Here is a 20,035-nt window from a genome sequence, read left to right on the forward strand (position 1 = left end):
TGCTATGGAGAAGGTAAAAGCAATACTATTTGATAAAGATGGGACATTAATGGATTTTCATTCAATTTGGATAAAAGTGGCTGAAGAACTTGTGGCGGAATGTATAAATTTATATGAACTGCCAAAGTCAATGCAGCCTACTTTATTAAAAGAGATCGGCGTGGAAGGGGTATTGGTGAACCCTCGTAGCGCAATAGCGGCAGGAACAAGCCTTGATGTTGCAAAGGGGCTTTGTAAGTATATTGCGTCAGCTAAGGAAGAGGAGATGCATGAGTGGGTAAGTGAAAAGTTATTTTCTCTTATGTACGAGCACCGTTCCTATATGAAAATGACGGCGGATTTACCGAGAATTTTACAAATTTTAAAGGATAGAGGATTTATTTTAGGTGTTGTGACAGCTGATGATTTTGCACCAACAGAATTATTTTTAAAACAATATCAATTAGAGTCCTTTTTTGATTATGTTGTAGCTTCAGATACATTTCCAGCACAAAAGCCGGATAAAAGAATTATAGAATCTTTTTGTGAAAAGTTTCGTTTAGAGTCGTGTGAAGTGGCAGTCGTTGGAGATACGCCAACTGATTTACATTTAGCTAAAAACGGTGATTGCTATGCAATTGGAGTACTATCTGGTACAGGAGATCGTCAAACTTTAGAACCACTTGCGGATTTAGTAGTACAATCTGTTGGGGATTTTATTTCTCATTCAGGTGAGTTTATTTGGGAGCAAGGAAAGTCTAATGTGTAAGAAAAATAAGTCTACAGGGACTCTTAATGAGTCCCTGTAGACTTATTTTTTATGTTGAAATAGAAGGCACGTAGGATGAATGCTGGAAAAGAATGTTGGCATACATTTTGCAATATAAAGAGAAAACATTGTATAGAAAAGGGTGGGGTACACAATGAATACAAAAAAATTTGCTAAAGTAAATGAACAAATTCCAGGGCCGAAAGCAGCGTCTTTATTAGAACGCCGCCAAAATATAGTACCAAAAGGAGTAAGTAATGGTATTCCAACATTTGTACAGTCTGCAAATGGTGCACTCGTAACAGATGTGGATGGAAACCAGTATATTGATTTCGCAGGAGCAATCGGGACAATTAATGTAGGACATTGTCATCCTACTGTTAAAGAAGCGCTTCATAAACAAGTAGATCAATATATTCACACTGGTTTTAATGTGATGATGTATGAGCCATATATTGAATTGGCAGAAAAACTGGCAGCATTAGCGCCAGGTAATTTCGATAAACAAGTGCTGTTTTTAAACAGTGGGGCAGAAGCGGTTGAAAATGCAGTGAAGATTGCTCGTAAATATACGAAGAGACCTGGAATTATCGCATTTTCTAAAGGATTTCATGGGCGTACATTAATGACAATGACGATGACAAGTAAAGTAAAACCATATAAATTTGGATTTGGCCCATTTGCTCCAGAAGTATATAAAGCGCCATTCCCATATGAATACCGTCGCCCAGAAGGGTTAACAGAAGAGCAGTATGATGATTTTATCATTGAAGAGTTTAAGAACTTCTTCATATCAGAAGTAGCGCCAGAAACAATTGCAGCTGTTGTAATGGAGCCTGTTCAAGGGGAAGGCGGATTTATCGTTCCAAGTAAGAAATTTGTTCAAGAAGTACGCAGTATTTGTTCAGAGCACGGTATTTTATTTGTAGCTGATGAAATTCAAACAGGCTTTAGTCGTACCGGAAAATACTTTGCAATTGATCATTATGATGTCGTTCCAGATTTAATTACGGTATCTAAATCATTAGGTGCTGGTGTACCGATAAGCGGCGTGATTGGGCGTAAAGAAATTATGAATGAGTCTGCACCGGGGGAACTTGGCGGAACGTATGCAGGAAGCCCACTAGGATGTGCGGCTGCATTAGCTGTGCTTGATGTAATAGAAAAAGAGAAATTAAATGATAGAGCGATAGAATTAGGGAAAGTCGTAATGAACCGATTCCAAGAGATGGAAAATAAATATAATTGCATCGGTGATGTGCGCGGCTTAGGGGCAATGTGTGCATTCGAGCTCGTTCAAGATCGCAAGACGAAAGCGCCTGATAAAACATTAGCGTCTAATTTATGTGCAGAAGCAAATAAACGCGGATTACTTCTACTATCAGCAGGAACATATGGAAATGTTATTCGTGTGTTAATGCCATTAGTTATTACAGATGAGCAACTTGAGGAAGGTTTAACAATAATTGAAGAATCATTGCTAGCTTGTTATGAGCAAGCAAATATCGCTCGTGTATAAAAAATTGGGATAACTTAAAAAAGGGCATAAAGCTTTTCTTTTTAGGCGGAAGAGAGCATCTGGCCATGCATAGAATCGGTCAGGCCCTTTTCCTGCCCCATGCCAAGCTAAAACAAAGTGAGGGTGTGGTTGCGATGGCATTATGTATTTTTCAAGGCAGCGAATTATGTGTTGAAAAATATAAATAGATTTGTATAAATAACAAATTGAAAACATTCTAGCTGACTCTATATAAAATGCAGAAAATTCATTTTATAATAAAGGTAGTAAAGTGAATCGATGGATTTGAAGTAGGGAGTGGCTAGAATGGTTGCAGAAAAGGAACGAATGTTGATGGATTTACAAGATGTATTTGAATATGCATTTGATGAAATTTTTGTTACGGATGATAAGGGAATCGTTGTACGTGTAAATAGTATGTGTGAAAGACATTACCAGCTCTCTGCTAAGGAATTAGTAGGAAAGCATGTACAAGAACTACAGAAAGAAGGAATTTTTTATCCGTCTGCAACGTTAGAAGTAATTGAAAAGAAAAGGCCAGTTGAACTTGTTCAAACAACGAAATCAGGAGAGTATTTGCATGTTCGTACAAGGCCTGTTTTTGATGATGAGGGAAATTTAAGAAGAGTGATTAGTTATTCTCGTGATCTTACTGAACTCTATCAATTACGTCAAAAGGTAGAGGAAATGGATAATCAGCTAAAGACATATAAGAAAGAATTAAGAGAAACATATGAGCATGAAGGGCTTATTTTTAAAAGCATCGCTATGCAAAAAATAATCGAAACAATAAAAAAAGTATCTGTGGTAGATAGCACAGTTCTCGTATTAGGTGAAACTGGAGTGGGGAAAAGCCGATTAGTACGCCATTTGCATGAAGTGAGTCACCGGAAGAATGAAAGTTTCTATGAAATTAATTGTGCGGCATTGCCGACGAATTTAATCGAATCTGAGCTTTTTGGATATTCAGGTGGGTCTTTTACAGGTGCAAATCGTGAAGGGAAAAAGGGGCTATTAGAATCAGCGCATAAAGGGACCCTTTTCTTAGATGAAATTGGTGAAATGCCGCTTGAAATTCAAGCGAAGCTTTTGCAAGTATTGCAAGAAAAAACGTTTCGCCCTATAGGTGGAAGAGAATTAAAAAAGGTGGACGTTAGAATTGTAGCGGCAACAAATAGAGATTTAAGTACGATGGTGAAACAAGGAACATTTCGGAAAGATTTATACTATCGTCTGAATGTCATTCCAATTTCAATTCCGCCACTTCGGGAGAGAACAGAAGACATTTTGCCGCTCATCTATCATTATTTACAGCATTTTAATAAAAAGTACGGACGTGATGTGAAGTTAGCTCCTAGTACGTTACAAATGTTTGTAGGGTACCCTTGGGAAGGAAATAATAGAGAGATTGAAAATGTAATTGAACGAATTGTTATCACTGCTGATGATTTTGTAACGGTAGAAGATTTGCCACTATCTATGCAAGAGACAACGGTTGAACAATCCGGACAAAGTCTTTATAGAATGTTGGAAGAGGTAGAGAGAAATATTATTCTTAAAGCGTATAAAACGTATGGATCAAGTTATAAAGTGGCTGAGTTTTTGCAAATAAGTCAATCTGCTGCCACTAGGAAGATTAAGAAGTTCATAGAGGAGGAAGAAAACATTGGATAAAAAAGCGATGTTCGTAAACTTAGAGAAAAAGGCGATGTATATAAATGGTGAGTGGATTACACTGCAAGAACAAATCGAAGTGAATAATCCAGCGACAAAGGAAGTATTTGCAACTGTACCAAAGGGCGGGATTACAGAGGCAAAGCAAGCGGTTGATGCTGCACATGAAGCTTTTAAATCATGGTCAAAATTAACGGCAGCAGATCGTGCAGTAAAGTTAAAAAAGTGGTTCACACTCATTGATGAAAATAAAGAAGAAATTGCAGCAATCATGACGAGAGAACAAGGAAAGCCGTTTGCAGAAGCGCTTGGTGAAGTGAATTATGCAAATAGTTTTGTTGAATGGTACGCAGAAGAAGGAAAGAGAATATACGGTGAAATGATTCCTGCTTCTCACCCGAATAAGCGTATTTTAGTTATGAAGCAACCAGTTGGAGTTATGGCAGCTATTACACCGTGGAACTTCCCAGCTGCTATGATTACGAGAAAGGTAGCTCCAGCACTTGCAGCAGGCTGTACGGCAGTTGTGAAACCAGCGAGTCAAACGCCATTAACTGCATTGAAGTTAGTTGAATTAGCACATGAAGCAGACATTCCAAAAGGTGTAATAAATATTGTAACAGGTAGTGCAAAAGCAATTGCTGATACGTGGATGGAAGATGAGCGCGTTCGAAAAGTTTCCTTTACAGGATCAACTGAAATTGGGAAAGAATTAATGGCTAGCGCTGCGCAAACGATGAAAAAGGTTTCGCTTGAATTAGGTGGTCACGCTCCATTTATTGTTATGAATGATGCTGATTTAGATAAGGCGGTAGAAGCGGTAATTGGTTCGAAATTCCGTAACGCAGGACAAACGTGTATATGTACAAACCGCGTCTTTGTTCAAGAAGAAGTGTACGAAGAATTTGCAGGAAAGTTCACAAAAGCTGTAGAGCAGCTTAAAGTTGGAGATGGATTCGGCGAAGGAACAACTGTAGGTCCACTTATTGATGCGAATGCAGTTTCGAAAGTACAAGAACATATTGAAGATGCAATTCAAAAGGGCGGAGAAGTTTTATACGGTGGCCATAAATTTGCAGAGTTAGATGGTTATTTCATTCAGCCAACAGTAATTGGATTGGCAAATGACACGATGCTCTGTATGAATGAAGAAACATTTGGACCGGTTGCACCAGTTGCTAAATTTAAAACAGTTGAAGAAGTAATTGAGCGAGCAAATAATACACCATATGGCTTGGCTGCTTATATTTTTACAAAAGATATTAGTCAAGCATTCCAAATTAGCGAAGCGTTAGAATACGGAATTATCGGCTTAAACGATGGCCTTCCATCAGTTGCACAAGCGCCATTTGGTGGCTTTAAAGAAAGTGGTATCGGCCGTGAAGGAGGCCATTTCGGCATCGAGGAATATTTAGAAATTAAATATATTTCGTTAGGACTATAAGTAGTATACTAGAATCTCTATAAGGTAACAGAGAAGGAGATTCTAGTATGGTATATTGGCTATTATTACTCGTAACAATTATTTTTGAAGTAGCTGGAACGATAGCGATGAAACTATCGAACGGTTTAACAAAGCTCGTTCCAAGTGTACTTATTTTTGTCTTTTACGGTATTTGTTTCAGTATATTTGCTATCGTCGTAAAGAAGATTAACTTAAGTATTGCTTATGCGATTTGGTCGGGCTTAGGGACACTTCTTATTACGATTATTAGTGTGTACTTTTTTAAAGAGCATATTAATTTATTCCAAGCATTTTGCATTTTATTTATTGTTTTAGGAGTAATTGGACTGAAAGTGTCATCGGCATCATGAAAGCTATCTTTTGTAGAAGATAGCTTTTTTCTATTTGTGCAGTTAGCAATTACTACGACAAAATATGACAAGAAAACGTAAAGAGTTTTGCTATGATAAAGTGAAACTTTAATCAGTGGGGGTTTTGTTCATTCCCCACTGATTATTAGCCCGCACCAATCGGGCGTTTACGGGCAGTTGATCTCCCACCTAACCTCTTTGCTCCAACTGAATTTTGAGGTGGGAGTTTTACTGCCCGTTAATGCGGGATAAATATAAAAATCTTGTCTCATATGGGGGGAAGGGTATGTTAAAGAAGGTGAGCCGAATTGTTTTAATTTGTGGCATGGCTTTTAGTTTAAGTGCTTGCACAGAAACTAAAAATAGCGATGAAAGTAAACAAGAGGACGTTCAAGATAAAGTTTATAAAATAGGAGAGACGGTGGACGTGGATGGTTTGCAAGTAACTCTCGATTCAGTTCAATTAGGGTATCCAGATTACACTACAGATAAAAAGAAAGATGATATTTTAGGGATTGTTTTCACGGTGAAAAATAATAGTAAAAAAGAAATACCTTTTGCATTTTACGAATTTGAGATTACAGATAAGAAAGGTACAAAGTTTAAAGAGTATAAATATGATAGTTTCACTAGTAAAAAGGTAGCGCCGGATGGAAAAATTCAAGATGTAATGCTATTTGATGTAACGAAAGAAAATACATATATCGCTACATACAGGCCTGAGTTTACGCATGAGAATAGAACGATAAAATTTGAATTGAAGCCGAATAAATAAAAACACATTGGGTAATCCAATGTGTTTTTATAATGGTTAACTTAAAACGCCCAGTTACCTTTACGGAAGATCGGTTCATGTCTTCCATCAGCTGTAATACCGTCGATATCAAGCTCAGCTGATCCAATCATGAAGTCTTCGTGTGTAATACTAGCGTTTGCACCATTTTCAGCAAGTTCTTCTTTAGACATTGTTTTCCCGCCATCTAAGTTAAATGCATAAGCATTTCCAATTGCAAGGTGGCAAGATGCATTTTCGTCAAATAGCGTATTGTAGAATAAAATATTTGTGTTTGAAATTGGTGAATCATGAGGTACTAAAGCTACTTCGCCTAAGAAGTGAGAACCTTCATCTGTTTCCACTAAATGTTTTAAAGCTTCCTCACCAGATTCAGCTTTATAGTCTACGATACGTCCGTTTTCAAATGTTAACGTAAAGTTATCGATAATGTTACCTGCAAATGCTAACGGTTTTGTGCTAGACACTTGGCCGTTCACACCTGTTTTAAGTGGCATTGTAAATACCTCTTCAGTTGGAATGTTAGCCATAAATGGTACGTTCTTTTCATTTAAGCTACCAGCACCAGCCCATACATGCTTCTCTGGAAGTTCAATTGTTAAGTCTGTTCCAGGGCCTGTATAGTGAAGAGCTTTATAATGTTTTTCGTTTAAGTAATCTACTTTTGTATGTAGTGTTTCATCATGTTCTTTCCATGCTTCCACAGGATTTTCTAAATCAGCACGAGTAGCTTTGAAGATAGCATCCCATAGTTTTGTTTCTTGTTCTTCTGGCGCTATGTCAGGGAATACTTTTGCAGCCCATTCTTTCGTAGGAACAGAAATTACGCACCAGCTTACTTTATCAGCTTGTACATAATCACGGTATACTTTCATCGCTTCTCCAGCTACTTTATGAGCTGTTGCAATTTTCTTTGGTTCTACACCTTTTAATAAATCAGGATTCTCTGCATAGATGGACATAAATGCAGCGCCTTCTTTTGCTAACTCTTCACGAGCATGTGCTTTCCAAGAAGGGAATTCAGAGAAAGCTTCTTCAGGAGCTAGATCGAACTTTAAGCGTGTTAACGTCTCATCATTCCAATCCACATATACGTGTTTTGCACCAGATTGATATGCTTTTTCTGTAACGAGGCGTACAAACTGTACAGCCTCAAGAGGTGCACTAATTGATAAAGTTTGTCCGGGCTGAATATTAACACCAACATTGACTGCAAGGGCAGCATACTTCTCTAACGTTTGTTCAAATGACATATGTATAATCTCCTTTAGTTTGAAAGATTTCTTACTATATATAATACAAGAAAATTCTAAAAATATATATAAATATAACGTAAAAAGAGAGCTCAAAATGTATTGAGCTCTAATAGTTATTTAATCGAAGAAGCAAATTGTTCTACAGTCGTTGTATGGTGTATGCGAACACGCTTCATTTTTAACAACTCATCAGGTTCACCCTTCGTAATGAATTGTCCAGGCTTCGTTGTTGTTGCAAATTGATAGTATTTCTTTGTTTCTGCGACAACTTTATCGTCTACATGACCGAATGGATAAGCAATTGCGATAACAGGCTTACCTGTTATTTTCTCTAGCTTTTCTTTTGATCCTTTTAACTCTTCGTCATAGTTTGTAATTTTCGGCAAGTCTGCATGTTTCGCTGTATGAGATTGTACAGAAAAAATACCTGAATCAACCATTTCTTTTATTTCAGATGTAGAAAGGGCGCCTTCTACATCAACGTTATCAACAATCATATATTCCGTTGCTGCTGGTTTAAAAGTATCATCTTTTAGTTTTTGTAAAATGCGAAATGCATTCATATTATTTTTCATACCGTCATCAAATGTAACGAAAATCGGCTTGTTTACTTTATTAATATCGCTCCAGCGTTCAAATGTTAATAATGTATAACCATTGTCTTTTAAATACTTCATTTGTGCTTCAAAGTTAGCGGGTGATACGAATAAATCTTTAATACCTTGTCCATGATAATCATCAATTGCGTGGTACATAAGAACAGGAACTTTTTGCTCGAAAGTAATAGTAGATTTCGTAAGTGGAATAGTTTTTCCGCCCTCTGTTGTTCCTGTAGCTTCAATTTGATATTCACCGCGTTTTCCTTCAAATTCTTTTATATCAAAGGGAAGTGTAAATTGTTGCTTTTTCTCTTTAGAAGAAAAAGATTTAGCACTTTCCTTTCCATCAGCAGTGCGCCAAATTTTATATTGTACTTCAGTTAAAGAATCCTTTATGTCTGTAATATGAATATTTGCGTTTGTAGATTCGTGCGTAATTGGATTATAAGAAATTTTACCTTGTTCCCGCACCGTCTCTTCTTGTTTCTTAACCTCTTGAACCTTTTTTTCTTTTTTAGGCTCTACATTGCTAGTATTACATCCTGCTAGAATGGCAGATGTACATAAAGCAATCGCTGCGTATTTTCTCATAAAATCACCTTCTATTGTGTATTATGTTGCATACTTACATTAAAATCCCCACCGCCATAAGAGAGGTGGGGATATACCCTTGTTCATCATATCATTTGAAGAAAATGAGGGGAATATGATTTTTAGGAGGAGCTATTAGGGCGATAGATTAATGACTTTGAATCGATGTATTCTTTCGTTTCTTATTGGAATTGATAATAATATAACCTACTACAAAAATGAGAGGAATAATAAAGACATAGATAGGTATTCCCCATACATAATAGCTTTTCATGCTTAAAACTAGTAAGTGTAAGAAGTCGAAAAGGGCGTGAGCTTTCATAATATCCTCCAATGTATTTTTTTACAAATTATAACATTGTTCATTTGTAATTTGTATATTTTGGTAAAAGATTTAAGTTAATTTTAAAGTAAGAGAAAGGTTTATTAATATGCAATTTTGCATATGTAGAGTAGTTTATATTAAAATATAAGGGTTTTGGACTATAATAAAACCGCTATAAATTTAAGTAAGAATGATGTATGGAGTGGAGAATAGAAATGAAATATAAAAAAATAGTATATATCCTTCTCATATCGCTATTCATAGTCGGTTGTCAAAGTGAAACGAGTAAAGCGAATAGTGTGGAAGAGTATATTCCGCCGCATCTTATGAATGCGGAAGTGACGGCGGATATTATGACATTAGAGATGGATCCAGATGCTCTTAAAAAGGTAGGGAATATTGGTCAAAGAATGAGAGAGCATCTAGTGAATAATATGGAATGGTATTTAAAATACGTAGAAGAGCATGCAGAGAAAAAAAGTTTTCCATATCATCCTAATTTCGGTGTTACAAAAGAAGAGTATGAGTTTGTACTAAATGCAATTGATCAAAGTAAATTGGTTAATACAAAGGATGGAAAGCTGAAATTCAAGAAAAAAAGTGACCATGAAGTAGAGATTTTTTCAAGTGAAAGTATAAAACTTCTTAAATATATAGTTATTGATACGGAGAAGAATACAGTAAAAACATCTCTAGGCGAATGTGAATATTTTGGAGAAATACTGGCATCGCCAGAACAGAAGTTAACTGGTCCTTGGCACGGAAAACAATGGATGTTAAAAAAAGATGACTTAATATATATGTTTTCTTTAGGGAAAATGGAAACAGGAAATAAATCAATTATTGATATTTCGGTGAAAGGTGAATATAAGGGAGAAATTATTAATAAGGAAGAGGCATTAGAGTTTTCTTCAGTTTCTTAAATGATGATAATAAAAAAATCACCTTGCTGTCTAAGCGAAGGTGATTTTTTATTAAATAAACAATCCAGCGATTGTTGCAGATAAAATAGAAGCAAGTGTTGATGCAAATAGCATTTTCCAACCAAATTTAGATACGATGCTTCCTTGTTTTTCAGAAAGGGCACGGATTGTACCAACAATCGCACCAATTTGGCTAATACTTGCGAAGCTAATTAAGAATACTGTAACGATTCCAACTGTACGTGGAGATAATGTTGCAGCAGCGCCTTTTAAATCAAGGATTGCTACGAATTCATTTAAGACAATCTTCGTACCCATAATACCACCAGCTGGGATGATATCTTGAGTTGGAATACCCATTAAGAATGCGAATGGAGAAAGTATATAACCGAAGATTTGTTGTAAAGTAACAGCATATCCCATTGCACCTGAAGCGGCGCTAATTACGTAGTTTACAACTTCCATAACACCAATGAAGGCAATCATTAATGCGGCAACGATACCAGCTACTTTTAACCCATCAAGCGCACCGTTAATCATAGCGCCGATAAAGCTATCTCCGAATAAGCTTCTATCAAATTTTTGAATCACTTCGTCTTCTTTTTTCGTATCAACTGGTGTTAATAACGAACAAACGATTAAGCTTGAGAATAAGTTTAGCGGAAGAGCTGCTAATACATATTTCGCATCTAACATCATAACGTATGATGCTGTAACAGAAGCAGAAACGGAGCTCATTGCTGAACAACAAATGATAAACATACGGTTTTTATTAAAATGCTGTAAATCGTTTTTAATAACGATTAACGCTTCACTTGAACCGAAGAATACAGAATTTACTGCGTGGAATGATTCAACGCGTGGTAAACCAGTAATTTTTGAAAGTGCACCGCCGACAATACGAACGATGAATGGTAAAACACCTAAATAACTAAAGATAGAAAGTAGTGCTGAGAAAAATACGATAATTAGTAATACGTTTAAGAAAAAGACAAAATCTCTTTGAATTCCATTAAAGAGAAAATCGACACCTGTCGTACCAAGTTTAATTAGTTTGTTGAAAACTTTACTAATGAAGATGATAATTTGCTGTCCGATCTTTGTGCCAAACATAAACCAACCGATTAAAATTTGGAAACTAATCATAATAGCAATTGCACGGAAGTTGATTTTACTTCTATTGTTTGACAAAGCAAAGCATAAACCTAAAACGACAAGAATACCGATAATGCTCATTACATATTGCATGTAGTTGCCCCTTTCAGAAGTTCGTATAAAGTTTTTACATAAAACGCTCGTTATATTACTAAAAATAAAGTAATGGAAGTTTCATGTCATACGTAAGATGTCTGACCTTTTTGAAAAATAAAAAAAAGACCCCTATGGATTCACTTTCATCTATGAGAGAAAGCTAATCAATAGGAGTCCTTTTTATACATAGGCTAATATTCATTAGTTTTCCCCATAGTCCAGCAATTTAAGGTTGCCGGGTAGAAACTCTCGATCCATATTATCGACTATATATGAGGTAACATCGTCCGTATTAAATTAGTAGTAGCGTAACATTACTAGAGAACTATCGTCAATAGCTTTTTTTCTTCCAATAGAAATAGACCATATAAGTATGATAAAATGTAACGCAGTGTTATGAAAAAGAGAGGTCGGAAAATGAGTACAAAAATGACGCCACCAGTTGAAAAAAACGAGTTTATAGATGTAGTGTTTGAAGATTTAACACATGATGGTGCCGGTGTTGCGAAAGTGAAGGGATATCCTATTTTCGTAAAAAACGGATTACCAGGTGAGGAAGCACAAATTAAAATTATTAAAGTGAAGAAAAACTTCGCGTTTGGTCGTTTAATGAAGCTTCATCAAGAAAGTCCATATCGTAAAGATGCAGAATGCCCCGTGTACAACGAGTGCGGCGGTTGTCAGCTTCAGCACTTAACATATGAAGGACAATTAAAAGCGAAAGAAAAACAAGTACGTGACGTTATGCAGCGCATCGGCGGATTAAGTGATGTTCCTGTTCATCCTGTACTTGGCATGAAAAACCCGTGGGTATACCGTAATAAAGCACAAGTGCCAATTGGAGAACGTGAAGGTGGACTTGTAGCTGGTTTCTATCGTCAAGGAACGCATGATATCATTAATATGGAATCATGCTTAATTCAAGCGGAAGAAAACGATGCATTAATTCAAGAAGTAAAACGTATTTGTGAAAAAAACGGTATTTCGGCGTATAACGAAGAGCGTAACAAGGGAACACTTCGCCACGTAATGGCCCGCTACGGACAAGTAACAGGGGAAATTATGCTTGTCTTCATTACACGTACAGCTGAACTGCCAAATAAAGAAGCAATCATTGAAGAAATCGCAACGAAATTCCCAGAAGTAAAATCGATTGTTCAAAACGTAAACACGAAACGTACAAACGTTATTTTCGGAGATAAGACGACAGTACTGTACGGATCAGAATATATTTATGACTTTATCGGTGACATTAAATTTGCGATTTCAGCACGTTCATTCTATCAAGTAAACCCAGAACAAACGAAAGTGCTATACGATAAAACGTTAGAATACGCAAAATTAGATGGTAACGAAACAGTAATCGATGCCTATTGCGGAATCGGATCAATCTCCTTATTCCTAGCGCAAAAAGCGAAAAAAGTATACGGTGTTGAAATTGTTCCAGAAGCAATCGAAGACGCAAACCGAAACGCAGCACTAAACAACATGACAAATGCTGAATTTGGCGTAGGAGAAGCAGAAGTAGTCATTCCAAAATGGTACAAAGAAGGCGTAATCGCCGACACAATGGTCGTAGACCCACCGCGTAAAGGCTGTGATGAAGCATTACTAAACACAATCATCGACATGAAGCCAAAACGCGTCGTATACGTATCATGTAACCCAGCAACATTAGCACGTGACTTAAAAGTACTAGAAGAAGGCGGATATAAAACACAGGAAGTACAGCCTGTTGATATGTTCCCGCATACTACTCATGTAGAGTGTGTGGCTTGGCTTAAGTTGGTATAATAGGAAAGCAGTTGATATAGGAGAATCTATACCATCTGCTTTTTGGTTTATAAAAATACCATTCAGCAACGATTTTAGTTAAAATAAATATTGCTGATTTTCACAAATTATAAATTGAGAGTTTGAAGATGTATTCATAGTGAGAGGATTTGAATTTGAAATGATAGATAATTTTTGGCGTGATTTACCACGACCATTTTTTGTACTTGCACCAATGGAAGATGTGACAGACGTTGTTTTCCGTCACGTAGTAAGTGAAGCTGGTCGCCCAGATGTATTTTTCACAGAGTTTACAAACTCGGATAGCTATTGTCATCCAGAAGGTATGAAAAGTGTACGTGGCCGTTTAATTTTTACAGAAGATGAACAGCCGATAGTGGCGCATATTTGGGGAGATAATCCTGAATATTTCCGTCAAATGAGTATTGGTATGGCAGAGCTAGGATTTAAAGGTATCGATATTAATATGGGCTGCCCTGTACCGAATGTAGCATCAAGAGGAAAAGGTAGTGGCCTTATTCTACGTCCAGACGTTGCGGCAGAACTAATTCAAGCAGCAAAAGCGGGCGGACTACCTGTCAGCGTAAAAACACGACTTGGCTTTAAAGAGTTAAGTGAGTGGGAGGATTGGTTAACGCACATTTTTAAACAAGATATTGCGAACCTTTCTATTCATTTACGTACAAGAGAAGAAATGAGCCAAGTAGATGCGCACTGGGAACTAATTCCGGAAATTAAAAAATTACGTGACCGCATTGCACCAAATACGCTAATAACAATCAACGGAGACATTCCTGACCGTCAAACTGGAATGGAACTTGCTGGAAAATATGGTATTGATGGCGTTATGATCGGACGAGGTATCTTTAAAAATCCGTTTGCCTTTGAAAAAGAACCAAGAGAGCATAGCAGTAAAGAACACCTTGATCTTCTAAGACTGCAGCTTGATCTTCAAGATCAATATGCAGAAGTACTACCACGCTCAATCACAGGGCTTCATCGCTTTTTCAAAATTTATGTAAAAGGCTTCCCTGGAGCTGCTGAACTAAGAAATCAATTGATGAACACGAAATCAACTGATGAAGTGCGTGCGTTGCTTGATAAGTTTGAGGCTAGTGTTGATAAGGCTGTAAATAGTGAAACAGTGTAATTTTTGAAAGGTAGAGGGGATGGGGGAGCGGTTTTAGGAGTGTTTGTTTCATTTTAATTAAGGTGAACCGTGTCATAAGTGAGTGGGGTTTTTGATTTACTAAGAAATGAGTCTAGTCTTAGTTGATTAGGCCCCTTTAAATATTTCATATAGGAGTGGAAAGTATGAGTTTTGAACCCACCATAATTAATAGAAGTTGGGAAACAAAAGTTTCTGCAATGCCTAACATACCTAGAGGAGAAAAAGGTTTTCCGCATTCTTTACGCTTAATATTAGAAAAATTGAAAAATGGCACCCCACTAAATACTAAAATTCAAATAGATGGAAGTAATAGCAAAAATACATTGGAGGATTTACTAATTCCTATAAGACCCTCTGGGATTGTAAAGAAAATTTCAACAGGATGGGTTACTTCTGAGGAAATAGAATATTGGTTGGATACTAAAGATAACTTATATTTGGCACTAATTCTCAATGGTAATATTAAATTTATCTCTGAAATATTAGCATTTTTTAAAGAAAGTCCTAAAAATATAAAGGATATTAGAGAGTATGCTGCATTAGATTATAAATTAGAGTGGAAATCAAAATCAGAAATTCTAGCTAGATTGAATTGGTTGAAAGACTTAGATTTAGTTATTTATCAGGATTTTTCAATGACATACTCTATAACAGAATTAGGGATAAATTTTTTGGAGATATCTGGATTTGTAAAAAAAGAGGAACTAGAAAAACAAATTGACTCAACAATTTCTGAAAATCATATTATAGTTTCTTCATGGGCAGAAGAAATGTGCGAAATTTCAAAGCGAGATCTGGATAATAGAAAAACAGGTTTGGGATACTTTCCAGGTAGTATGCAAGTAGCACATATTACTACATTAGATTATTTATTTTTGGTGAAGCAGGCCACAGAATTAAATGTGATTCTAGAATATTCAGCAAGCACATTTGGCATTTCAGAAACTTCAGCAAAACAGTATTTAGCAACTTTAATTCATTTAGGATTTATAGAAAGAATATCAAAAACGTTATATAAATCTACTGAATTAGGTAATCTATTTACTAAAGATAATTTTGAATTAGACTTTGCTTGTTGTGTAAATAAAAAATATGCATTTGTATTTGAAATATTATTTGAATTGCAAAAGAAAGAACTAAGTACTAAAGAACTTGCTATAATAGCGAAGGTTTCTTTTAATTTTCCCAGTGAAGATTCTTCAAATATCAGTAAAAGACTTCACATTTTGAAAAATGCTAGTTTAATTCAAGAACATGGTGTAAGTGCTTATACACTAACTAATAGAGGTATTCTTTTTTGTGAAAGATTTAAAAATTGCTATCAACTTAATAATTCTCCTAAGTTAAACCTAGATGAAAATATTGCAGGCAAATTAAATGAAGATACAGTAAAAAAAATATTAAATGAACTAAGAGTTTCATCAAGGGACTCTGCAAATCCCAATCGCTTTGAAGAAGTACTTTCGAAAGCATTTATTTTACTAGGGTTTAAGGCTGATTGGTTAGGTGGGTCTGGTAAAACAGATGTTTTAATACAAGCACCAACTTCTCCAAAATTCACTTATAAAGTAGCTATAGATGCAAAAACGACTTATAGCGGAGGAATTACGGAGAGTCAAATTAATTTTGATACAATAGTCGATCATAGGAAGAAGCATAAAGCAGATTATTCATTAGTAGTAGGACGTGAATTCCAAGGAGAAAGATTAATAGAAAGGGCAACCAAACATAATGTGGCACTCCTTGATATAGAAACGTTGGAAGATTTGATAAAAATGCATATAGAAGTTCCTTTGAAATCAGAGTCATATCGAAAAATTTTTAATCAAAAAGGATTAGTTGATATTCGTCCGTTAGAAAGTGATCAATCTAAAATAATTCGAGATGGTATATTACTTCAATCACTTATGCAATGTTTATCAGAGGAGAGTGAGGATTCTTTAACAGAAGGAATTATGCAACCGAGAGAGATATATTTATTATTGAAGCATAAAAGCGAAATAAAACCTTCTCCGACTCTAGAGGAAATTAAACAAATGTTAGATTTCCTATCTTCTCCATTAATTGGGTGTGTAGGTATCACTAAAGAAGGATATTATGCTATTGGGTCATTATCCGACGCTGCTCAAAAGTTTGAATTTTACTTAAAAGCATGTAAAAACTAGTAGTATTCAAAATCGCTCATAGAATAGTTACTGTGACCCGTATCATAAGTAAGTGAGGTATTCTACGTAAAACAAGGGTAAGAAAAGAATACAGGAGAAAATCTGAAATGACAAGTTGGTCTTGATTTTCACTGATATTATCATGTTTATTTTATTGTGCCTATAATTGGAGGCTATGTAAATGTTAAGTGATCAGACGAGATATTCTAGGCTCGCGAATATAACGAAAATAATAAATACAAAATTAGAACTACGTGAAGTATTGCAGCGTGTAACAGTAGCGATATCAGAGGAGATTGTTAAGTGCAACGCTGTTGGAATTTATTTACCCCAGGAAGATGGAACGTTTAGAGGGTTTGCAGGAAAACCAGAGACTATCAATGGCGTAACGCTCGATACTCAGATCATTGATCCTGAAATAGACTTATTGGCAAAAGAAGTTATTGAAACAAAAAAAAACATCTATATCCCTGATACCTCAAAGGACCATCGGCCAGATCCGAGACCAGTTGATGCGTTCAAAATTAAGTCCTTATTAGCTCTGCCTATTTCATTTGAGCAAGAGTTATTTGGTCTGGTTTTTCTATTTGATTATGGAACTCCAATGAATTTAACAGATTCAGAAATTCAAAGTGTTGAAGCTTATGTAAATATGGCTGCGGTCGCAATTCAAAACGCAAATAATTTAACACAAAAAGAAAACCTTATTGCCGAGAAGCAGCTGTTACTAAATGTTACCCGTGATTTATCAATGTGTTCCTCGATACAGGAGAGTTTTGATAAATGTTTTTTTTACTTAGGACAGGTTTTAGAGAGTAAAAACATGGCTGCCCACCTTTTAGACCCGCTAGACAAAACAACGATTAAGACAACGAAGTTAAGCTCGGACTGTGATTGGACAGAAGCAGATTGGATGGAGAAAAGCTATGAAGCCAAGATCCAAGGGGTTATTCAAACAAAAAATATAGATAGTAAGGGTTTACTGATGATTCCATTGGTTTCAATGGGAGAAGTATTAGGGGCAATCGTCGTTGGCGAAGAGGGAAAAGCTCATAATTATGATAATTCTCAAATTCAACTGGCAAAATCTATCGTTGATGCCACAGCTCCTACGTTTTCAAACTTGTTATATATGGATCAACTTGAAAGCATGGTGGCAGAACGAACGAGAGAACTAGCAGCTGCTAATGAAAAAGTTACAAGTGTGATTGAAAGTATTACGGATGGACTCTTTACTTTGAATAATAAATGGGAATTTACGTACGTAAATAAACATCAATATTTTCCACAAAGAAAAACAGCAAAAGATGTATTAGGCAAGAATGTATGGGAGGTTTTCCGGAGTAGTGTCGACACAGTTATGTATAAGGAATTTCATCGTGCAATGTCAGAGCGAACTACAGTGCACTTCGAAATTCTTTCTACCTCTGATGAATATTGGCACGAAGTGATTGCCTACCCATATGATGATGGTATTTGTTGTATTTTTAAAAATATAACGGAAAAAAAGCAATATGAGCAGGAATTGAAAAGGTTATCCAACATAGAGTTAATAGGGCAAATGGCAGCAGGTATCAGTCATGAAATTAGAAATCCAATGACCGCAGTACGGGGATTTTTGCAGTTATTAAAAGAAGAGAACACCTATGAGAAACATAATAAGTACTTTAAATTAATGATTGAAGAACTTGATCGTGCCAATTCTATTATTACTGAATTTCTATCAATGGGTAATACAAGGAAATCAGATTTGCAGATGTTAGATTTAAATGCAATTATTCACGATATTATTCCTTTAATAAAGGTTGATACGTATAATCAAAATAAATATATTCAAGTCGATACAAATGACATTCCGGAATTACTTTTAAATCGCAATGAGATACGGCAATTATTAATAAATTTATACCGTAATGGCTTAGAAGCGATGAGCGCAAGGAAAGTACTAACCATTAGCACCTACAAGGAAGATCAAAATTGCGTGGTGCTTGCAGTGCGAGATCAAGGAAAAGGTATTAAGCCTGAAGTATTAGAAAAACTGGGTACTCCATTTTACACGACCAAAGATAATGGAACTGGATTGGGGTTAGGCATATGTTATGCCATTGCTGCCCGTCATAATGCAAAAATAGAAATTCAAACAGGATCGGAAGGCACTACTTTTTTAGTTAAATTTAATTATGAAAATAATGAAAAATAACCTTATTTAGATTAGTTACGGTGAACCGAACCACAAATAAAAAGTAAAACATAAGTAAACATAATCAATATATTTCACATGAATTTTGCGTAACATTCATGTTTGAGTTGCCCACTAAATTAGAGTTGCATAAAAAGAAATGGACTAAACTATATCAGGTTAGTCCATTTTCAAGTGTGTTAATTAATAGTAAATTCCCATCCGTAATTTTGCACGATTACCCCATCTTTTTTGTGCTTTTTGGAGCTTTTTGGTATTAAATCCTGACTGACTCTCCATATGTATATTCTGTTAGCATTGGGTCCTCGTGTCCGAAGTTTCGTTCAGCATCTTTATAACCAATTAGATAATTCAATATTGATTCCCTCCCATATTAACTCTAGTATTATTATAATTCAATTGGGTTAAAATGGATAATTAAAAGTACCTAAACAACATATGTTGCTGTTTTAAAATCATCCCCAAAAGCATTAATCCACCTAAGACTACAAAACCAACCTCTAAAATGTTAAAGTAGTAACTTAACGACATTCATTTACACATGCTAAAAGCATTACTATAATCAACATTTCAGGAGGACAAACAATGGCTATAAGTAATAATGATATATTAATTCGAGTAAGATATGCTCTGGATATAAAAGATACAGATATGGTGGAGATATTTAAACTTGGTGGCGTTGAAGTAACAAAAGAAGAAGTGCGAAAGATGCTGACAAAATTAAAAAACAGTTACTATGATGAAGTTGATGATATTGATGTAGTTGAATATGATTACGAAATAAAATGCAATAATGTTATGTTAGAGTCATTTTTGAATGGTTTTATTACTTTTAAAAGAGGAAAACAAGATCCAAAACCAGGGCAATCGGATAGACAAGCGATGTCTTTAAAGAGTAATGGAAGTGTTAATAATCTCGTTCTAAAAAAATTGAAGATAGCACTATCATTAACAAGTGAAGATATGCTTGATATATTAGAAGACGTAGGAGTCATCGTAACAAAAGGGGAATTAAGCGCTCTACTAAGAAAAGAAGGCCATAAGAATTACAAAGAGTGCGGTGATAGATACGCAAGGAATTTCTTAAAGGGATTAGCTGTAAGCTATAGAGGATAAGAAATAAGCATTATAACATTTATGTTAAAACAGTAAATGGTATAATAGCTAGAGTAGGTCGTTTGTAGCCTACTCTTTTTTATTTATAAAAATAA

At 35.6% G+C, this 20,035-nt stretch carries 15 protein-coding genes and 1 riboswitch; of the genes, 12 read left to right on the top strand and 3 right to left on the bottom strand.

Going from position 1 to position 20,035, the window contains the following annotated elements; all coding sequences use genetic code 11:
* Nucleotides 1-4 precede the first annotated feature (4 nt).
* The 6 genes from JTF23_RS14255 to JTF23_RS14280 all read left to right on the top strand — a co-directional run bounded on the left by JTF23_RS14255 (nucleotide 5) and on the right by JTF23_RS14280 (nucleotide 6,531).
* Complete coding sequence (locus JTF23_RS14255) at nucleotides 5-748, top strand: HAD family hydrolase (RefSeq protein WP_002201953.1); 744 nt, start codon at nucleotides 5-7, stop codon at nucleotides 746-748.
* Nucleotides 749-902: 154 nt separating this feature from the next.
* Nucleotides 903-2,267 carry a 4-aminobutyrate--2-oxoglutarate transaminase gene (gene gabT / locus JTF23_RS14260; RefSeq protein WP_002159481.1) on the top strand — a complete coding sequence of 455 codons (1,365 nt, stop codon included), beginning with the start codon at nucleotides 903-905 and terminating at the stop codon, nucleotides 2,265-2,267.
* Between the two features lie 306 nt (nucleotides 2,268-2,573).
* Nucleotides 2,574-3,941, top strand: a complete 1,368-nt coding sequence (locus JTF23_RS14265) for a sigma-54 interaction domain-containing protein (protein WP_002159480.1) — start codon at nucleotides 2,574-2,576, stop codon at nucleotides 3,939-3,941.
* Nucleotides 3,934-5,385, top strand: coding sequence for an NADP-dependent succinate-semialdehyde dehydrogenase (gene gabD, locus JTF23_RS14270; protein WP_002201952.1), 1,452 nt, complete (start codon nucleotides 3,934-3,936; stop codon nucleotides 5,383-5,385). The genes JTF23_RS14265 and gabD overlap by 8 nt, the downstream gene beginning before the upstream one ends.
* 47 nt (nucleotides 5,386-5,432) lie before the next feature.
* Nucleotides 5,433-5,756 (top strand): DMT family transporter, encoded by a 324-nt coding sequence (locus JTF23_RS14275; protein ID WP_002113527.1) that lies wholly within the window; start codon nucleotides 5,433-5,435, stop codon nucleotides 5,754-5,756.
* 286 nt (nucleotides 5,757-6,042) lie between these two features.
* A complete protein-coding gene (locus tag JTF23_RS14280; RefSeq protein WP_002201951.1) occupies nucleotides 6,043-6,531 on the top strand; it encodes a DUF4352 domain-containing protein in 489 nt (162 codons plus the stop codon).
* A gap of 41 nt (nucleotides 6,532-6,572) precedes the next feature.
* On the opposite strand, the gene JTF23_RS14285 is transcribed toward JTF23_RS14280, so the two are convergent.
* On the bottom strand, nucleotides 6,573-7,802 hold the full coding sequence (locus tag JTF23_RS14285; protein ID WP_002201950.1) for an aminopeptidase: 1,230 nt from the start codon (nucleotides 7,800-7,802) through the stop codon (nucleotides 6,573-6,575).
* 116 nt (nucleotides 7,803-7,918) lie between these two features.
* The gene (locus JTF23_RS14290) at nucleotides 7,919-8,995 is read right to left on the bottom strand and encodes a polysaccharide deacetylase family protein (RefSeq protein WP_002201949.1); all 1,077 of its coding nucleotides are present in this window, start codon (nucleotides 8,993-8,995) and stop codon (nucleotides 7,919-7,921) included.
* A 540-nt stretch (nucleotides 8,996-9,535) separates the two neighbouring features.
* Between JTF23_RS14290 and JTF23_RS14295 the strand changes: the two genes are divergently transcribed.
* Nucleotides 9,536-10,243: a hypothetical protein gene (locus tag JTF23_RS14295; RefSeq protein ID WP_002140208.1), complete on the top strand. Its 708-nt coding sequence runs from the start codon at nucleotides 9,536-9,538 to the stop codon at nucleotides 10,241-10,243.
* Between the two features lie 51 nt (nucleotides 10,244-10,294).
* Here JTF23_RS14295 and JTF23_RS14300 read toward each other — a convergent pair whose 3' ends face one another.
* Nucleotides 10,295-11,491 carry a NupC/NupG family nucleoside CNT transporter gene (locus JTF23_RS14300; protein ID WP_002201948.1) on the bottom strand — a complete coding sequence of 399 codons (1,197 nt, stop codon included), beginning with the start codon at nucleotides 11,489-11,491 and terminating at the stop codon, nucleotides 10,295-10,297.
* A 197-nt stretch (nucleotides 11,492-11,688) separates the two neighbouring features.
* A riboswitch (purine riboswitch) is annotated at nucleotides 11,689-11,790 on the bottom strand.
* 121 nt (nucleotides 11,791-11,911) lie between these two features.
* Between JTF23_RS14300 and rlmD the strand changes: the two genes are divergently transcribed.
* The 5 genes from rlmD to JTF23_RS14325 all read left to right on the top strand — a co-directional run bounded on the left by rlmD (nucleotide 11,912) and on the right by JTF23_RS14325 (nucleotide 19,940).
* Entirely contained in the window at nucleotides 11,912-13,288 is a 1,377-nt protein-coding gene (rlmD, locus tag JTF23_RS14305) for a 23S rRNA (uracil(1939)-C(5))-methyltransferase RlmD (RefSeq protein WP_002201947.1), read from the top strand.
* Between the two features lie 160 nt (nucleotides 13,289-13,448).
* Nucleotides 13,449-14,438, top strand: a complete 990-nt coding sequence (locus tag JTF23_RS14310; protein ID WP_002201946.1) for a tRNA dihydrouridine synthase — start codon at nucleotides 13,449-13,451, stop codon at nucleotides 14,436-14,438.
* A gap of 164 nt (nucleotides 14,439-14,602) precedes the next feature.
* Entirely contained in the window at nucleotides 14,603-16,624 is a 2,022-nt protein-coding gene (locus JTF23_RS14315) for a hypothetical protein (protein WP_002201945.1), read from the top strand.
* Nucleotides 16,625-16,805: 181 nt separating this feature from the next.
* Complete coding sequence (locus JTF23_RS14320; RefSeq protein ID WP_204209053.1) at nucleotides 16,806-18,824, top strand: GAF domain-containing sensor histidine kinase; 2,019 nt, start codon at nucleotides 16,806-16,808, stop codon at nucleotides 18,822-18,824.
* A gap of 585 nt (nucleotides 18,825-19,409) precedes the next feature.
* Nucleotides 19,410-19,940: a YehS family protein gene (locus tag JTF23_RS14325; RefSeq protein ID WP_002010158.1), complete on the top strand. Its 531-nt coding sequence runs from the start codon at nucleotides 19,410-19,412 to the stop codon at nucleotides 19,938-19,940.
* Nucleotides 19,941-20,035: the final 95 nt, after the last annotated feature.

The organism is Bacillus sp. RIT 809 (genome assembly GCF_016892495.1).
Taxonomy (GTDB): Bacteria; Bacillota; Bacilli; order Bacillales; family Bacillaceae_G; genus Bacillus_A; species Bacillus_A cereus_U.